16 protein-coding genes are annotated in these 18,187 nt (G+C 43.5%); all 16 read right to left on the reverse strand.

Annotated elements, in window-relative coordinates:
• Positions 1–39: 39 nt before the first annotated feature.
• The 16 genes from dnaG to NBH03_RS03935 all read right to left on the reverse strand — a co-directional run bounded on the left by dnaG (position 40) and on the right by NBH03_RS03935 (position 17,660).
• Positions 40–1,821: a DNA primase gene (dnaG, locus tag NBH03_RS03860; protein ID WP_215689374.1), complete on the reverse strand. Its 1,782-nt coding sequence runs from the start codon at positions 1,819–1,821 to the stop codon at positions 40–42.
• 15 nt (positions 1,822–1,836) lie between these two features.
• Positions 1,837–2,847, reverse strand: coding sequence for a deoxyguanosinetriphosphate triphosphohydrolase (locus NBH03_RS03865; protein WP_015513997.1), 1,011 nt, complete (start codon positions 2,845–2,847; stop codon positions 1,837–1,839).
• A gap of 24 nt (positions 2,848–2,871) precedes the next feature.
• A complete protein-coding gene (gene mutY, locus NBH03_RS03870) occupies positions 2,872–3,924 on the reverse strand; it encodes an A/G-specific adenine glycosylase (RefSeq protein WP_250797313.1) in 1,053 nt (350 codons plus the stop codon).
• 122 nt (positions 3,925–4,046) lie between these two features.
• Positions 4,047–5,204 (reverse strand): toxic anion resistance protein, encoded by a 1,158-nt coding sequence (locus NBH03_RS03875; protein WP_215689372.1) that lies wholly within the window; start codon positions 5,202–5,204, stop codon positions 4,047–4,049.
• 2 nt (positions 5,205–5,206) lie between these two features.
• A complete protein-coding gene (locus NBH03_RS03880; RefSeq protein ID WP_250797315.1) occupies positions 5,207–6,415 on the reverse strand; it encodes a 5-bromo-4-chloroindolyl phosphate hydrolysis family protein in 1,209 nt (402 codons plus the stop codon).
• A 183-nt stretch (positions 6,416–6,598) separates the two neighbouring features.
• Positions 6,599–8,722 (reverse strand): complex I subunit 5 family protein, encoded by a 2,124-nt coding sequence (locus NBH03_RS03885; RefSeq protein WP_117527981.1) that lies wholly within the window; start codon positions 8,720–8,722, stop codon positions 6,599–6,601.
• Between the two features lie 15 nt (positions 8,723–8,737).
• Positions 8,738–10,213, reverse strand: coding sequence for a complex I subunit 5 family protein (locus NBH03_RS03890; RefSeq protein WP_227081412.1), 1,476 nt, complete (start codon positions 10,211–10,213; stop codon positions 8,738–8,740).
• 15 nt (positions 10,214–10,228) lie between these two features.
• Complete coding sequence (locus tag NBH03_RS03895; RefSeq protein WP_215689369.1) at positions 10,229–11,704, reverse strand: complex I subunit 5 family protein; 1,476 nt, start codon at positions 11,702–11,704, stop codon at positions 10,229–10,231.
• Positions 11,705–11,717: 13 nt separating this feature from the next.
• Complete coding sequence (locus NBH03_RS03900) at positions 11,718–13,211, reverse strand: complex I subunit 5 family protein (protein ID WP_250797317.1); 1,494 nt, start codon at positions 13,209–13,211, stop codon at positions 11,718–11,720.
• A complete protein-coding gene (locus NBH03_RS03905) occupies positions 13,212–13,583 on the reverse strand; it encodes a sodium:proton antiporter (RefSeq protein WP_015513989.1) in 372 nt (123 codons plus the stop codon).
• 1 nt (position 13,584) lies between these two features.
• Positions 13,585–14,559, reverse strand: a complete 975-nt coding sequence (mbhE, locus tag NBH03_RS03910; protein WP_250797322.1) for a hydrogen gas-evolving membrane-bound hydrogenase subunit E — start codon at positions 14,557–14,559, stop codon at positions 13,585–13,587.
• On the reverse strand, positions 14,552–14,815 hold the full coding sequence (locus tag NBH03_RS03915) for a hydrogenase subunit MbhD domain-containing protein (protein ID WP_015513987.1): 264 nt from the start codon (positions 14,813–14,815) through the stop codon (positions 14,552–14,554). Before NBH03_RS03915 ends, mbhE begins: the two co-directional genes overlap by 8 nt.
• Positions 14,812–15,138 (reverse strand): cation:proton antiporter, encoded by a 327-nt coding sequence (locus NBH03_RS03920; RefSeq protein ID WP_015513986.1) that lies wholly within the window; start codon positions 15,136–15,138, stop codon positions 14,812–14,814. The genes NBH03_RS03915 and NBH03_RS03920 overlap by 4 nt, the downstream gene beginning before the upstream one ends.
• A complete protein-coding gene (locus NBH03_RS03925) occupies positions 15,128–15,451 on the reverse strand; it encodes an MrpF/PhaF family protein (RefSeq protein ID WP_250797326.1) in 324 nt (107 codons plus the stop codon). The genes NBH03_RS03920 and NBH03_RS03925 overlap by 11 nt, the downstream gene beginning before the upstream one ends.
• A gap of 1 nt (position 15,452) precedes the next feature.
• Positions 15,453–15,911 (reverse strand): Na+/H+ antiporter subunit E, encoded by a 459-nt coding sequence (locus NBH03_RS03930; protein WP_250797328.1) that lies wholly within the window; start codon positions 15,909–15,911, stop codon positions 15,453–15,455.
• 348 nt (positions 15,912–16,259) lie between these two features.
• Positions 16,260–17,660, reverse strand: a complete 1,401-nt coding sequence (locus NBH03_RS03935) for a citrate/2-methylcitrate synthase (protein ID WP_284703425.1) — start codon at positions 17,658–17,660, stop codon at positions 16,260–16,262.
• Between the last annotated feature and the right edge of the window lie 527 nt (positions 17,661–18,187).

Genomic DNA, 18,187 nt, shown 5'->3' on the forward strand with positions numbered 1-18,187 from the left:
TTGTTTTCCTCCGGGCAAGTTGTTAGTAGTTTTCCATTTTTAAAGAGAAATATACAGTTTCTGAAGCTGTGCTTTCTCTTTGATGATTTTCTGAAGATCTGCAATTTCTCTGACACTTCTGCTCTTCAATTCCAGACTGTTCTTCTTGATGCGCTTCACGGTTTCATTCAACGCCTTCTCTCTGACTGCAGGGTCATCATCGGTTTTAAGCCTTGTATTAAACAGTGACGCTGCTGTCTTCTGTTCCTCTACATCCTCAAATTGATTCAGAATTCTGGCCGGCATCACCTGTCCCGTTGCTCTCAGTTCTTCAAAAACAAGTGCAGCCACATGATGATATAATGGTTCCACAAAATCATCCTCATTGATATAGTCCTTTGTCTTATCATAAATCGACGGTTCCTCAATCAGCCATGTCAGGAAAAACTTCTGCGCTGTCAGCACACTATCTTCCTTCTCAACCCGCTTTTTTGCCGGCATTTCTTCCCGTTCCTGCTGCTGATAAATGGCCGCCTCCACCTGCTCCCTGCTCATGGAAGCACCAAAACTGTTCACCATACGTTTTAATTCTTCTGAAGCAATACCATAACGTCCGGCAATCGCATCAATATAAATATTTCTCTCCAGTTCCTGCGGAAATTCAAGCAGTCGTCTGGCCATCGCCTTCATAAAGGAAGCTCTTCCTTCAGGATCTGATTGTTTATAATTTTTCTCCAATACAGAAATTTCAAACATAAAACTGCTCTCGGCCGCATCGATTCTCTCCTGAAAGGCTTCCGTACCAAGATTCTTGATGAATTCATCCGGGTCTTTGTAAGGATCCATGTGTATTACCCGGACATTGATACCTGCAGACTTCAGAATAGGAATGGCTCTGAGTGCCGCTTTCTGCCCTGCACCATCACTGTCATAGGCCAGACGTACCTCTTGTGTATATCGTTTAAGCAGTACGCTGTGCTGTGCTGTAAATGCCGTTCCCAAGGATGCCACGGCATTGGTAAAACCCGCCTGATGCATGGCGATAACATCCATATATCCCTCACAAATGATCATATAAGGCTTTCTTGATGTTCTGGCATAATTAAGTCCATAAAGATTCCTGCTTTTGTCAAAGAGCATCGTTTCCGGTGAATTCAGATACTTTGGCGTTCCGTCTCCCATAACACGACCGCCAAAACCAATGACCCGATTATTCACATCCATGATTGGAAACATCACACGATTCCAGAATTTATCATGGGCACCTCTTTTCTCATCATAAGTAAGAAGCCCTGTCTCCTTTAAAATCTGATCCTGATAGCCCTTTTTCTTTAGGTACAGATAGAGATCATTGCTGTACTTGCTGGCATACCCCAATCCAAAATGAATCTGTGTCTCCTTTGACAGTCTCCTGTTCTCAAGATATTCTCTCGCCTGCTGTCCCTGATCCCCATTCAGCTGATAATAAAAATAATTGGCGGCTGTCTTATTGATTTCCAGCAGCAGCTGACGTTTATTTCTTTCTCTTTTCTGTTCTTCCGTCAGCTCTGCCTCCGGAAGCGCAATTCCGGCCCGGTCTGCCAGTATTTTTACAGCCTCCGGAAATGTCTGATTCTCATATTCCATAATAAAAGTAAACACGTTGCCGCCCGCTCCGCATCCGAAACAGTAATACATCTGTTTATTCGGGCTGACGGAAAAAGACGGTGACTTCTCATTATGAAACGGACATAAGCCAAAATAGGAACTGCCCTTTTTCTGAAGTCTGACATAACCGCCGATAATATCCACAATATTATTGCTGCTTCTGACTTCTTCTATCACTTCATCAGGATAATACATACCTGTCACATCCTTCTAGTATATCTTCCATGCCTTCGGAATATAAAGTTCCTCATACGTCTCAATTGTATACTGATCCGTCATTCCCGACAGATAATCACACACAGCCCGTTCCCTGGAGCATCGCCCGTCTGTAATCAATCGCCTGTATTCCTCCGGCATCTGTTCTGTATATTTCATATAATATTCATATAATTCTCTCAGCAGATTCTGAGCTTTTGTCTCCTGATTCTTAGCTTTTGGATTCGTGTACACATGGTCGAACATATATCGGCGCATGCCAAGCATCGCCTCTTCCACATGCGATGACATCAAAATATCCGGCTGATCCATACTGTTGTCGATCACATCGTGGATCAATGTATTCAGTCGTTCCTTTGAATCATGTCCCAGAACATCCGTATACCTGTCCGGCAGCTCTTCCTCTGTGATAATTCTTCCTCTGATCGCATCATCAATATCATGGTTGATATAAGCAATCTTGTCAGACAGTCTCACAATCTTGCCCTCCAGCGTTTTAGGCATTCTGGATGTAGAATGATTCATCATACCGTCTCTGACTTCTTTCGTCAGGTTCAGCCCCTGTCCGTTCTTCTCCAGAACTTCTACAACACGAACACTTTGTATGTAATGCTTAAATCCCTCCGGACATATCTCATTCAGAACCGCTTCACCGGCATGCCCAAAAGGTGCATGCCCCAGATCGTGCCCCAATGCAATCGCTTCCGTCAAATCTTCATTGAGTCTTAATGCCCTTGCTATCGTTCTTGCAGTCTGGGATACCTCCAGTGTATGCGTAAGTCTTGTTCTGTAATGGTCACCCCTTGGGGCAAGAAAAACCTGTGTCTTATGCTTCATCCGTCTGAAAGCCTTGGAATGAAGGATTCTGTCTCTATCCCTCTGATATTCAGGCCGTATATCGCACTTTTGTTCTTCCCGGTCTCTTCCACGTGTTTCACTGCTTCTGGATGCATAAGGACTCAAATACGCCCTTTCCCATGCTTCTCTCTCTTCACGAATATTCATTGCATCCCTCCTTCAGAAAATCAATCACTGCAGTACCTTCAAATAAGCTTTTAATACTTTTAAATGTGCCGTTGAAACCGGCAGCTGCTCAATTTCTTCAAGCTTGTAAAAATCTCTCATAGGCCTGGTGGCCGGATCGACAACTTCACCGCCGTATACATGCATCCGCCATTCTCTGTGTGTAAAGACATGCTTAATATCACTGATATACTGTGTCAGCCGTATCTTCACGCCATAATCATCATAAAAGGCCTTCTCAAATTCTGACGGCATATCACAGCCATACTGGGCAAAACCATACAAATGCTGCAGCAGTCCCTGCTCATTCTGTACCATGAAATACCGGTCTCCATCTCTGATGACAACTGTCATATACTCCAGAATACTTTTATTCACAACCTTATTGTTGACCGGAAGCCGCAGAACTGTCTGACATTTTCTTGACTGACATAATGAAGCCACCGGACATTCATCACAGGATGGCTTTGATGGGGTACAGATCATTGCACCAAGATCCATCATCCCCTGATTAAAGTCAGAGGGCTCCGCATAACGGATCATGGCATCCATAATCTCCCCAAAAGCATTCTTCGTCTTCTGAAGCGCTATGTTGTCCTCCCGGTTAAACAATCTGGCAACAATTCTCAGTGTATTGCCGTCCACAACGCCCTTCGGAATGCCAAAAGCAATACTGGCAATGGCGCTTGCTGTATACATACCGACGCCCTTTAGCTTCAGCAGTTCCTCATATGTCTCAGGAAAACGGCCATGATATTCATTCACAATCATGGATGCAGCTTCCTTCAAATGTGATGCCCGCCTGTAATAGCCTAATCCTTCCCACAATTTGAAAACACGCTGCTCATCTGCCCCGGACAGGTCTTCCACCGTCGGCAACGTTTCAATAAAACGTTCGTAATACGGCTTGACTGTATCCACCTGCGTCTGCTGCAGCATGATCTCACTGATCCATATATGATATGGATTGCCTGTCCGACGCCATGGCAGATCACGACCATACTGCCTGTACCAGGCTGTCACATTCTGTGCCGCTTCTTTGTATACTTCTTCTGTCATAACAGCCCCCTTCGCCTCATATAACGTCTGTCTGGTTTTATCAGAACAGGACAGCTCTGATGTCCAAAACTGCCCTGTTATACACTGTGCCGATCACCTGAAAGCCTGAAACGCACTATCTGCTATCCCTGCACGGAACTTCTCATGGAAAGCAACTTCGCCTTTAAATCGCCCTCAATCTTCTGAAGTTCAACCTCAGCTGCCTGGCGTTTTGCTCTGCCGTCTTTCTGAATCTGAAGCACTTCATCCAATGTACTGATCAGCTGTTCATTTGTCGTCTGTAACGTTTCTATGTCAACAATACCTCTTTCGGATTCCTTTGCAACATTGACAGATACTGTCTTCAATCGCTCCGCGTTCTTCTTCAGCATCTCATTAGTGAAATCAGACACTTCCCGCTGAACCTTAGCCGCCTGCTCAGAATGTGCAACCCCCAGTGCAATCACCATCTGACTCTTCCACAACGGAATCGTATTGACAATGGTCGACTGTATCTTATCAGACATCATTGTGTCATTGTTCTGTACAAGCCGGATCTGAGGTGCCATCTGCATGGCAATTGTTCTCGTCAATTCGAGATCATGCAGCTTCTTCTCAAAGCGGTTCGCTAACGCCGTCAGATCACTGACTGCCTGTGCATCCTCAGGAAGTCCTGAAGCCTGTGCCTTCGCCGCCAGTGCAGGAATATCCACATTCTCGACCTGATTCAGCTTCTGCTTGCCGGCAAGGATGTACATTGTCAGTTCCTTGTAATATGTCTTATTCAGCTCATACAGCTGATCCAACGTTGCAACATCTTTCATCAATGTCACCTGATGCTGCTCAAGGGCCTCCACAATATGATTCACATTTGTCTCAGCCTTCTGGTATTTTGTCTTCATCGTTGTCAGTTTGTCCACATTCTTCTTGAAGAATCCGAAAAGGCCTTTCTCTTCTTCACCCGCATCAAAATTCTTCAATTCAGTGACAACGCCTGTGATCATATCACCCACTTCACCAAGGTCTTTCGTCCTCACATTCTCCAGTGCCTTTTCTGAAAAACTGGCTACTTTCTGCTGTGCACCGGCACCATACTGCAGCACCTGGGCTGAATTGGCAATATCGATCTGCGCTGCAAAATCCTTCACCATCTGCTTCTCTTCATCACTCAGCATACTATCATCCAAAGCCGGCGCTGCTTCCGCCATCTGCTTCTGCGCCTCCTCAACCGGCAGCTGCGGTTCCTCCTTAAAAGGCTCAAATGTCAATGTCGGTGTCTCTTCCAATTTAATCTCACTCATGGCTATTCTCCCCCTGCTTGATTCTCAAAGTGATTCTTGGTCAATCCTTCCTGTGCCAGCATCGTCTCAAGAACGGTAATGTCCGATCGGATGTCCATGGCTGCATCCTCGAAAAAGCTGTCCAGCAATTTCTCATAGGCCAGATTAATAGTGTCCAGTGTCTTCTCTATTTCTGCCTTCGACTGACGGATATTCTCCCCCTCTGTGGGCTGTGCATCCAGTTCCTGATAGGTCTGCACAAGCTTCAGCGTTGTCGGCATATAATACTGCATAAACTTGCGAAGCTTCGGCAATTGTTCCGGCTTCTGTTTCAGCACTTCAAAAATCTTCTTAATCAGTGCCTCCAGTCTGTATAGCTTCTCAGATATCTCCTCTCCCGGTATGGCATCGTTGGCTCTGCGGATTGCTTCGATATAACGGCTGCCCTCCTCCATGGCCCGGACAAGTTCAGGATTCTCTATACCATCCGATGCAAAAATACTTCTGTCCGCCTGCTTTCTCTCCTGCTCTTCCAGCGACCTCTGCCTGTAAGCCTCCTGAGTCTCAAGATACTGCCTGTAAGTGACATCATCCAGCATCAGACAGGTGTTCTGCGCATCCAGATGTCCATTCGTAAAAGCCCGATTCTCAATCAGCTTCTGAATATCCCTGACAACAAACTTCTCATTCTTCCCAACGGCCGACGCCAGTTCCTTCACCTGACAATAGGTTCTCTCACCGATCAGCTTCGTATATCTTCGGAACCGTCGAACCCTTCCAACAAGAGAGATACCCTTCGCCATCACAACCGCCGACACAATCGTCAGAGGAATAGTAACGGACAAAGTAATATGCCCTGCCATAGCAAGTCCTGCACTTGGAACAGCACTCTGAACAGCAAACATCACAATGGAGGCAAGCCCAAATATTCCTGTAAATACACCTCCCAGAGCGGTACAGACAGGTCCTGTCACCGTTCCCGGCGGATTCTTAACATATCTGGTCACTGCCCGTTTTCCCATCTTCTCTGTGCCATAATGATACCTCACATTCGAAGCCCTGCTGCCTTTTTGTCCTGTTCCCTGTGGCATCTGTATATTCAATTCTTCAAAGACCGACTGTATGGAGCCTGTGATGTTCCTGTTCAGTTGCTCAAAATCCATGGAAGCCACCGCATCCTCAACCATTGACTGGATCCGTTCTCCCATTCCGGTATTATCCTTCTCTGGCATATCCGCTTTCCTCCGTTTTTTACTGCTTTTCATTATACCGCATTTGACAGCAAAAAGAAAGAAGTATTTAGGACTTCAAACACATGTTTTGTTTTTGTTCACATTAAGCACATAGTAATATGTGCCTATATTTTTATACAAAAATACAGCCTCGAAAGACTGTATTTCTGTGTTCCGGCATCCTTATCTTACCATGAACAAATATAAAACTGTAATGATGATGCCAATACCGAACATGAGCAAACTGAAGGATACACTTGCAACAATAATCTTGTTGGCATCTTTGAAAACTCTTTCTTTTTCCGCAAACCGAAGCACATAATCTCTCTTTAACGGATGTTTCTTATAAATTGTCTTATTCAGCCACAAAGTCACTGTATTGAATATGCCGCCCAGCCAGAAAGACACTCTGTATCCTTTCGGCGGATTCTTGCCTCCATGAAGCTGACGGTGCGTCGTCTTTCTTGCCAGCAGGATGAGACCATCCATCATGAAGTCCATACATCTGCAGATGAATGCTGCCACATTCGGCAAAATAATCATCACGATCGGATAATATACCAGTTCCAGCAAATCCAGACGTTCCGGCCAACGATTCACATAAACAACTGTACCGGTCTTCATCTTCACCATCATCCATCCTCGGATGATCACAACATAAATCAGTGCACCAATAACAATAGAATAAAGACCACCCTTCAAATTCACCAGTGAGAAATAATGAACGGCATGATGCGGTGAAACACCAAACATAAATCCCTGACCCATATCAGCCAGCTTATCAAGTGTCATTGTCGGCAGCACACCGAGAATTGGCAGAATGGTTGCTGTGATTGCAAGAACAGCAGCTGTCACTTTATTGCAGTAATTCGTCTTTGCTTCATACTTCTTCTGAATTTCCGGATCACTGTTCTTCTCTACAAAAAGAACAATAAACAGCTTTGTCATGTAAGCAACCGTCATGGCACCCGTAATAATAAAGAGCCATTCGATCACTTTAAACAATGCCGCTGCGCCTGCACCGGATGCAAAGGCAAATGTAGCTGCGCCATGTCCTTCCTTCAGAAGCTCGATATACTCCACAATGCTCTCATGGATCAATGTCTTGCTGACATAACCATTGAAAAGCGGAATACCGCCAATACCAAGAGAACCCATCAGGAATGTATAGAGCAGCAATGGTTTCTTACGTCCAAATCCCCTGATATCGTTAAGATTCAATTTGTGCAGATTCATAACAACCACGCCGGCTGCCATAAACAGCACAAGCTTTAAATTTGAATGGTTAAACATATGCAGCATTGTACCACGGACTGCCAGTGCATTCTCTTCACCCAGAAGTCCCTGCATACCGATACCTACAAAAATAAAACCAAGCTGTGACATGGATGAGCAGGCCAAGGTCCGCTTAAGATCCAGTGAAAAGACTGCAAGAATACCGCCCAGCATCATCGTGATCACGCCAAACAGCAGAATGACCATTCCCCAGTATCCGTTGTGCAAAAAGATACGTGAGGAAATAACAATCACACCGAAAATACCTGTCTTTGTGATAATACCCGATAACAGCGCACTGGCCGGAGCCGGTGCTACAGGATGAGCCATCGGCAGCCATATATGAAGCGGATACATACCCGCTTTGGCGCCAAATCCAAAGAGGATACAGCCGCCTGCAATATAGAGCCATCTGGCATTTTCCGGGAAAATCTCTTCGCAGACCGAAAGCAGCGCATCTAACTGCAGTGTTCCCGCCGCATGATACAGCATCAGCAGACCCATCAGTGTTACCATACCGCCAATGACAGCAACGGCAAGATACACAGCACCTGCATACATTGTCTCTTTCTTCTCATCGTGAATGACACAGACATATGAAGCAAGGGACATAATCTCAAAGAAAACAAAGGTTGTAAACAGATCATCCGACAGGAAAACACCCATGGTCGCACCGAATGTTACCAGCAGGAAGAAATAGTATCTGTTTCTGTTTCTTGCATGCGCAAGATATTCTTTTGAAAAAATTGTGGTCATCATCCACATAAATGCCGTCACAGAGGCAAAAATAATCCTGAAGCCATCCAGTTTGAACGAAAGCCCCATCCCGCACACCTCAGGGACCACAAGGGATACTTCCTGGCCTTCTTTATATGTCAGAAAGAAAAAGGCCATTGCCAGAAAAGTGAGGATTGTTACTGCATCTGCGAAATAATCTCTGGCAGACTTATTCACCCGTCCAATCAGATATCCAATGACTGCTGCTGCCATGGGACCAACAACCAATAACAATAAAATCGGATTACCAATCATTCTATGTCCCTCCTGTTAATAAATGCCAACAGCAATTTTCTGAATAAAATCAAGCAGCGGCTGTGCATAAAAGCCAATCACGACTGTTAAAACGGAAAAGATAACCAGCGGTCCCTTCATCAGCCAGTTCGGATCCCTGAACTCTTCTACCAGATCCTTATGATAACCGACATGTGGGAACCATGCACGAACGATAATCGTCAGCATATAAATACCCGTCATCAGACCCGAATAAAGCAAAACAAGTACACTGATATAACCCATCATCGATTCATGCTCAAGCAATGCATGAACGATGTTCCATTTACTTACAAACCCCGCAAAAAGCGGCATGCCCATCAGCGACAGACCAGAGATAAACAACGCTATAAACGTCACCGGCATCTCAAAGCCCAGACCATCCAGCTCATAGATATAATTCTTCTCAGTCTGATGCATAACTGCACCGGCACAGAAGAAAGCACTGATCTTCATAATGGCATGAACAGCCATATGACTGAGACCGGCGATCAGGCCTAATGGTGACATAGCCGCTACTGCCAGAAGAATATAGGAAAGGTTACTGATTGTCGAATAAGCCAATCTTCGTTTGAAATGTGTTTCTCTGACACCCAATGTAGAACCATAAGTGATCGTGATCAGCGCTGCGATCAAAACAACAACCTGGGCCCAGGTGCCATGAAGTGCCTCTGTACCAAAGCAATAATAAGTCAGACGCATAATGGCAAAGGCACCGGACTTAACAACCGCAACTGCATGCAGCAGCGCTGTTACAGGTGTTGGTGCCACAGAGGCTGCAGGCAGCCATCCATGGAACGGAAAAATCGCTGCTTTGACACCAAATCCGAAAAAGCCAAAGACATAGACCAACAGCGCAATATCCATATGATTGCTGATGGCCGCAAGATTCAGATTGCCGCCAAGAACAAAAGCAATATCATTGCAGAATAATGAATAGAACACAATAGCTATAAAAGCAAAAGCCGTACCGCCAATCATGTAATACAGATATTGTCTTGTTGCCTTTCTGGCCTCTCGGGTCATCGTGTGGATCACCAACGGCAATGTCACCATTGTCAGGCATTCATAAAAGAGATACATGGTAATGATATTGCCTGCAAAAGCAACGCCAAGTGTCACACCATATGTAATCGTATAAAAAGCCATAAATGTATTGACACGTTCCTCATGCTTCATATATTCAAAGGCATATAATGAAGCCAAGGGCCACAGACAGGCCACCAGACCACCGAAGAACATGGACAAACCATCAATATTCAATGTCAGCGGCAGACGTGCCCCCAGCGAGAACATATAAAAGCTTTCTGTCGGACGGTGTGTCAGAAGCCACAGAACAAGGATGGTATTGAGAACAACCACAATTTCAATACAAATATTTCGTTTCTTTGCATCCTCAATTGGAAAGATCAGCAGCAGAATACCCACGATCACAGGCAGCAGAATCGGTACTAGTATAAAATAAGATGGCATACTTCTTCTCCTCCCTTAAAGTACTGATGCAGCAATATCTGCAAATATTTTCATCAGACCCGCCGGCCAGATGCCAAGAATAACTGCCAACGCTGTCATCACAACCATCGGCAGCAGCATCCGCCATGTCGGTTCATGGTTTACAAGTTTCGTATAATCATAATCTTCTCCCGGGAAAAATGCTTTGATAGAAATCGTCAGCAGATAACCGGCTGTCAATAATGCACTGATCAGCAGGACAACCGGACCAACCCATGAAAATCCCGGAATACCCGAATCCAATGCACCGGAAATCAGATACCACTTACTGACAAATGCACTTGTCGGCGGAATACCGATCAATGTCAGAGACACAAGTGTAAAGCACCACATGGTCACCGGCATCTCCTTGCCGATTCCTACAAGCTGACGCACCTTTGTCTTTCCTGTCTTACAGATAATCGCACCTGCGGATACAAAAAGCGTATTTTTGACCAGCGAATGGAAAATCACATGCATCAACGCACCCACAAAAGCGATCGGCTGCATCACCGACAAGCCAAACAGAATATAAGATACCTGACTGACTGTTGAGTAAGCCAGACGTTTTTTCAGCACCTTCTCCTTATAAGCCATCATGGACCCCATAAAGATAGTCAGGATAGACAAAATAATCCAGGTATACTGCACCCATGTACCTTTAATCATATCCGGCCCTGCCACATAATAAACCGATCGGATGATACCAAGAACACCTGCTTTCGTAATGACACCGGATAATACGGCACTGGCCGGAGCCGGAGCCACCGGATGGGCTGTCGGCAGCCATCCATGCATCGGTAACATACCTGCTTTTGTGCCGAATCCAATAATCATCAGAAAAACAGCAAACAGCATGATACCAGACGGATTCGGTTCATTAATAATACCGCCCGGTGCAAAATACAGTACTCTTCCCTCTGCATTGAACAGGAAAAATCCAAAAAGCACCATAAAAGCACCTGCTACTGAATAAAAGAGATATTTCAACCCTGCCATAATTGCTTCATGGCTCAGGTTGTGCATAACAAGCGGCATAGATGTCAAAGTCATCATTTCATAAAAAACATACATTGTCAGCAGATTGCCCGAAAAAGCAAGCGCCGACAGGACACCGCCTACAACCAGGTAAAAACAATAAAAACGCTGTTCATTCTTCTCATGCGCCATATACTCAAAAGACGCAATGCCTACCATCAGCCATACAAATGCGATAAGCACTGAAAAAATCTTTGAAAGCATATCCACATGGAAAAATACATGCAGTCCTTCCGCAATGAAGAACTGACTTAAGGTCAATGTATCTTCTGGCTGCAGTGCGATCCATCCAATGCTTGCCAGGTCAATAACAAGTATCAGAAGTATATACAACTGCATATGCTCCCGTTTCCCGAACTTGATAAACATCAGCAGTACGCCTGCAATGATCGGCAGAAGCACCGGAAAAAGTAAAAAATAATTATTAATATCCATTTTTTCCTCCTTATCAGCCAAACATTGCAAGGCCGGCTTCTATTACCTTAATCACAGGCTGTGATGCAACACCCAGCCCGATATTCAAAAGAATCATTCCAATAATCGCTGCTGTCTCAATCCTGGACTTCTCAACCGTATATACTTTATGTGTTTCCTCCGGTACAGGTCTGTAAAGCGTCAATACCGTACGCATAAAATACATGGTGTTCAGCACGGTACTGATTGCCAGCACAACCCATGCTGTGATCATTTTACTACCGGCTGTTGTTGCAGCAGCGGCAAATAAATATTTGGATACGAAACCTGTCAGCAGCGGCATACCGATCATAGAAAATGAACCCACTGTAAAAGCTGCACCTGCAACCTTATTGCGCAGTCCCGCGCCTCTCAATGAAAGATAATCTGAGCGTCCATCCGACACTTCCGTCAATCCTGAAATACTGATAAACAGCAGAGACTTCATGGCGCCATGGGAAATGATATGAAACAGTGCAGCCACAACACCGGCTGTCGTTCCAAGACCAATACCCATATAAATATAGCCAATCTGAGCTACTGAGGAATACGCCGTCATTCTTCGGATATTTTGCTCCTTGATTGCTGCCACAGAACCCATAATCATTCCGACCACACCAAAAGCAAACAGAATGTTGACCATATGGCTGCTGATGACCGAATCAAAATCAAGTACTCTGTAGAAAATCTTGATTAGAAGGAAAATATATCCTTTAGATACCAGTGAAGATAAAACCGCACTGGCAGACGGTGTTGTATAGCCATAGGCATCCGGAATCCATGTATGAAACGGATAAAGACCACTCTTAATACCAAGACCAACCGTTACAAGAATAATAATAACCATCAGCGGCACTTGATAGCTGTGTACGGCAACAATCTGTTCCAGTACTTCCTTAGCCGGAGACATAAGCAGATGTCCGGTAATACTGTAAAGAAGTGTCAGACCGATCAGGAAAAGGCCCGAACCCACAAGACTCATAATCATATATCTGAGGGCAGACACATAGGTTCTTCCCTGCTTCTTGATCATAATCAGACCGCAGGCAGCAATTGTATTAATCTCAATAAAAACATATGCCGTGAAAAGGTCATTAGTATAGATCAACGCAAGAAGTGAAGCCATCAAAAGATCCAGAAGAATGTAGAAAAGGTTCTTCTTGGAATCCTGTACTTCTCTGTCAATATGGGCCATGCCGCCGAAAACGGACAGCATCATAATCAGGCTGAAAAATACTGCCATCAGTGCTTCCAGTTCACCAATACGGATCTCATTGCCCCATGGTGCTGGAAAATGCCCCATCATAAAGGTGTAGCTTTCACCGGTTCCAACCACAAAGGAAAGCGTTGCCAGTGAAAGGATCAATACTGCAGTGACCATCGCCACATGAATATACTTTGCGACCCTGCCATTCATTACAAATGAAATGATAGCTGAAAACATCGACAAAATAATGCAGAAAAACGGAAAATTCTGGACAAAGGCCATTTAGTCTTCCTCCTTTCTGAGCTTCATCATAATCTCATCGATGTTAAGGGTATGGTATTCTCTGTAAAGACAGACAGTCAACGCCATCATCAACGCACTGACACTGACAGATACAACAATTCCTGTAAGTACCAGACCTGCCGGAACAGGGTTGATATAATGACTGGCATCCAGAATACCATCAACAACGATTGGCGCTGTTCGTCCTTCAATATAGCCTTTGGCTGCAAGGAAAAGGTAAACAGCAGAATCCATGATATCGAGTCCGATAATTTTCTTGAGCAGATTCGGTTGGAAAACAAGATTACTCATGCCAATAACAAAAAGAAGAACCGCTGCGATTTCTTCATAATTGGTCGCAAATGAGCCCATATCAAATTCCTCCCTTTCTGAACAGTGTATAAAATGAATACATCGTGCATGCAACAACAATGCCGACGCAGATGTTAAGGTATACAATCAGGCCAGCACTGAGAATATTGCCCGGCGTTCCCGGTGTAATAATGCTGTGCAGGTGATTCGCACCTGTATAAAATGAATAACTTTTTGCAAAACAATAAAATGTCAGTGCGCCCACGGTCAGCGCCTTAACAACCTTCTCATTCATAAAACGCTGTGTTTTCTCAAATCCATAGGCTGTCAGATACAGAATTAATCCTGAACCGATGATCGCACCGCCTGAGAAACCACCACCCGGTGAAATATGACCGTTAAGTACCACATAGATACCAAAGATAATCATCAGTGGTACCAGGAAATTAGCCACGTTCTGCAGAATCGTATCATTTCTCGGCTCGTAATGTCTGTCATTCATATCTTCAATAGCTCTTGACTCAGGATCCTCATCCTTGTCCACTCTTAAAAGAATCAATACACAACATGAAGCAACAAACAATACACAGGACTCACCGAATGTATCGAATGCTCTGTAATCAAGAATCATACCGGTTACAATGTTGACAGCGCCGGTTTCACTTAATCCCTGCTCTATATAACGGGTTGCGACTTCGTTATTCTCCGGAGCGTTCGGATCACCAAACTTCGGCAGGTAACTTACCGTCCAAAGAAGCAGACAGGCAATAAAGATTGCCACAATTGCACCAAAAACCTTATAAAGTCCTGTAAACCTTCTGACATTCTTGGCAAGCCCTTCCTCAAACATACGCTCACTGTAGTTGTTGGATTTGACAATATGTAAATGCACGTAACGGATTCTCTCATCACCAAAGACTTCCTTATCCGGTGCATTCATCTCCATCTGACCCGCAATTGGATCATAATCACCCTTTACCCAACGGGTAAACTTATCGGCGAAACTATTACGATAATTCGGATTCTTCTTACTCATCAATGTCCTCCTCTGCCGTCGTTCGTATAGAACGTATCTTCTTAAGAGTTACAAAGAAAAGGATACTTGTAACGCCGGCACCTACAGCGGCTTCTGTAATCGCCAGGTCAGGAGACTCCAGAATAAGCCATATAATCGACATAACCAAACTAAATGCCATATAAATAACAACAGAAACCAGCAGATTTTTTGAAAAGCTCACTGCGATAGTACAGATGATCAGCAGCACAAGCAATAATATTCTCAAACCAGTCATTCTTTCGGCACCTCACATTCATCCTCAATCTGTTCATTCGTGCTGACTTCAAGCTTGGCCAGTAAATGGCTGCATACCGGTGATGCAAACCAGAAAACAACAAGTACGGTCAAAAGCTTCAAAGAAGCAAAGGAAATACCGTATATCACCATCATGCCCAGAACAATCATCATGATTCCCAGTGAATCTCCCATTGCTGCAGCATGCATACGATTCAATGCATAGTTCAGCTTAAATACACCAAAAGTCTGTATCACCATGATCAATATCCCGATCATGATCAACACAGCCGCGATGATAAAACGAATCAGACTAATATTCATCCTGACTCTCCTCCTCTATTCTGCTCTGTCTACTCTTTTTCTCTTTATAAATACCAATATAAATCTTTGTCAGTACAATGACAGCCACAAAACTCATAATTGCATAGATCAGACAAATATCCAGAATACTGCTCTCATTCAGATAAGCTGCAAGAAGTGCAATAATGGCAATTGTCATCGTTCCGATCATATTCGTTCCGACAATGCGGTCAACAAGACGTGGTCCTTTGATGGTTCTGACCAGACAGAAAAATGTCAGGACTGCCAGGACAATAATACATACAAGAAAAAATGATTTAAATGCAGCGTCCATTTCATTCCTCCAGTTTCTTTAACATAGAGACAAAAACAGATGAATCAAGACCCTCTCCCATTGTCTTGTCATAACAATGAATCAGGTATTCGCCATCCTTCATCTCTACAGTGATCGTGCCGGGTGTCAGGGTAATCGAATTTGCCAGAAGGACCTGTGCTGTACGGGTCTTTAAATCCGTATGAAAACGCACCAGGGCCGGCTCCGGAAGAATCTGCGGTGAAAGCAGATAGTGAATCATTGTCAGGTTGGCTTTAATAATCTCATTAATCAAAATGAAACAATATCCAATGATCCACGGCAGTTTCTTTACAATCCACATATCCTTTCTGAAACTGAATTCTGTGAATTTGCATACGAATACATACATAGCCGCTGAAATGACCAACCCGAACAGAGTAATCTCAACTGTTATCCGACCGTTGAGCATCACCCAGAACAAAAAGAATAACACAAACATACGCAACCTCTTCTCATACTTTTTATGCAATAATTATAACATATTCTATTTTTTATTGTCCATAAGTATTAAATCCCACAAAACATTTGGTTGTAATTTATTTTTGATTTATTTATTTGTTATTTATTTAACATTTTTGGTATATTTTTAAGATATGGCAAAGATATATAATAGAAATTTCGCATGCAAACTAAAAAAATATCATACTCATTGAAAATGGGTATGATATTTTTTTAACATACATGTATCGTGTTTCTACTTATTAAAAGTATTTTTGTTATTATATTTTTGTGATTCTGTTATGCATTTTTTGAAATTGTACTAAATCAAGTACAATCCTGTTTTGTATTATTTTTCTTCGATTTTACGATAATTTCCCCCGGCCAGCTCTCGCTCCTGTCTTTTATCGATTGGCTGATAAATACGTTTTTCTGCAACACTCTTGTAAGCCGGACGAATAATCTTATCCGCATTCACCAGCTCTTCCATACGATGGGCGCTCCAGCCCACAACCCTTGCCATTGCAAAAATTGGTGTGTATAATTCCACCGGAATACCAAGCATGCTGTACACAAATCCACTGTAAAAATCCACATTGGCACTGACGCCTTTATAAATTTTTCTCTTCTCAGCAATAACCTCCGGAGCCAGACGTTCTATTGTGGTATACAGATGGTAATCATCCATTCTGCCCTTTTCCTTCGCAAGGCTTTCAACAAAACTTTTGAATACAACGGCTCTCGGATCAGACAGTGAATAAACGGCATGACCCATGCCGTAGATCAGTCCTTTCTTGTCAAAAGCCTGTTTGTCTACCAGTTGGTCAAGATATTTTCTGATCTCGTCCTCATTCTTCGTGTCGCTGACATTGGCTCTCAAGTCATCCATCATCTCCATAACCTTGATGTTGGCGCCACCGTGTTTCGGTCCCTTCAGGGAAGCCAGGGCTGCCGCCATAACCGAGTATGTGTCAGACCCGGATGAAGTAACAACATGCGTTGTGAATGTGGAATTATTACCGCCACCATGTTCCATGTGCAGCATCAAAGCCACATCCAGTACACGTGCCTCCAGTTCTGTATACTTCTTATCCGGCCTGAGCATCATGAGAATATTCTCAGCAGTTGACAGCTCCGGAGACGGCCGATGAATATACATACTCTCTTCGCATTCGTAATGATTATAGGCATGATAACCGTAAACAGCCATCATCGGTACTTCACTGATAAGCATCATACACTGTCTGAGTACATTCACTTCACTCAGGTCGTTGACACGACTGTCATAAGATGCCAGGGTCAGAATACTCTTCATCAGAGAATTCATGATATCACGGCTTGGTGCCTTCATAATAACATCACGCACAAAATTCGTTGGAAGTGTTCTCATACTCCCCAGCACATCACAAAACTGTTTCAGTTCTCTCCTGTCCGGAAGACAGCCAAACATCAGCAGATACGCAGCTTCCTCAAAGCCGAAACGTTTCTCTCTTACCGTTCCCGAAACCAGTTCCCTCACATCGTATCCTCTGTAGTACAAGCGCCCATCGCAGGGAACTTTCTGATCTCCACTGATATCAAAAGCCTCAATGGTCGAAATCGTTGTCAGCCCCGCTACAACACCATTGCCATTCTTGTCTCTCAAACCACGCTTTACCTTATATAAATCATACAATTCCGGATTGATCGCATCTTTTCCCTCATACATATCCGCATGCTTATCTAAAAAATCAAATAATAAGTGATTCATATTGTCCACAGACGTGTCCTCCTTTCAGTCATTCATGATGCAAATTAGATTTATTGTTTAATTATAACGAATGATTTTTAAAAGTCAACACAACGTCTATTTTCTTTATGATATTTCATATTTTTTTTTGATAATTTATAAAAAATTTATTTTCGTACAGGCGATAATTACTGTACAACCAAAAAACTTCCATATTATTGCGCCCATAAAGCAATAATATGGAAGTTTTTTTGTGAATAAATCAGAAACTTACTATTCAAATCTTCTTCTAATGTTGTGGTAGGGTTAAGGAGGAGACTTCTCATATGTTATTTCAAAAATATTCAGTCCATGTGATGATCCGTATCTGGTAGAATCAGAATCATCAACTGTACGATTTTCCGTTCAAATATACCGCACATCAAACTCTGACAATTATTTTTATCAGATGCCTATATTTTAACCAATTTTTCGACATATAGGAATGAAATCAAGCAGACATTGCTTTCATCTTTTTTCTTCATTCCAGTCAAAGATGAATCAATATT

Origin of the sequence: Coprococcus intestinalis, assembly GCF_023656595.1 — a bacterium.
In the GTDB taxonomy this organism is placed as follows: domain Bacteria; phylum Bacillota; class Clostridia; order Lachnospirales; family Lachnospiraceae; genus Coprococcus_A; species Coprococcus_A intestinihominis.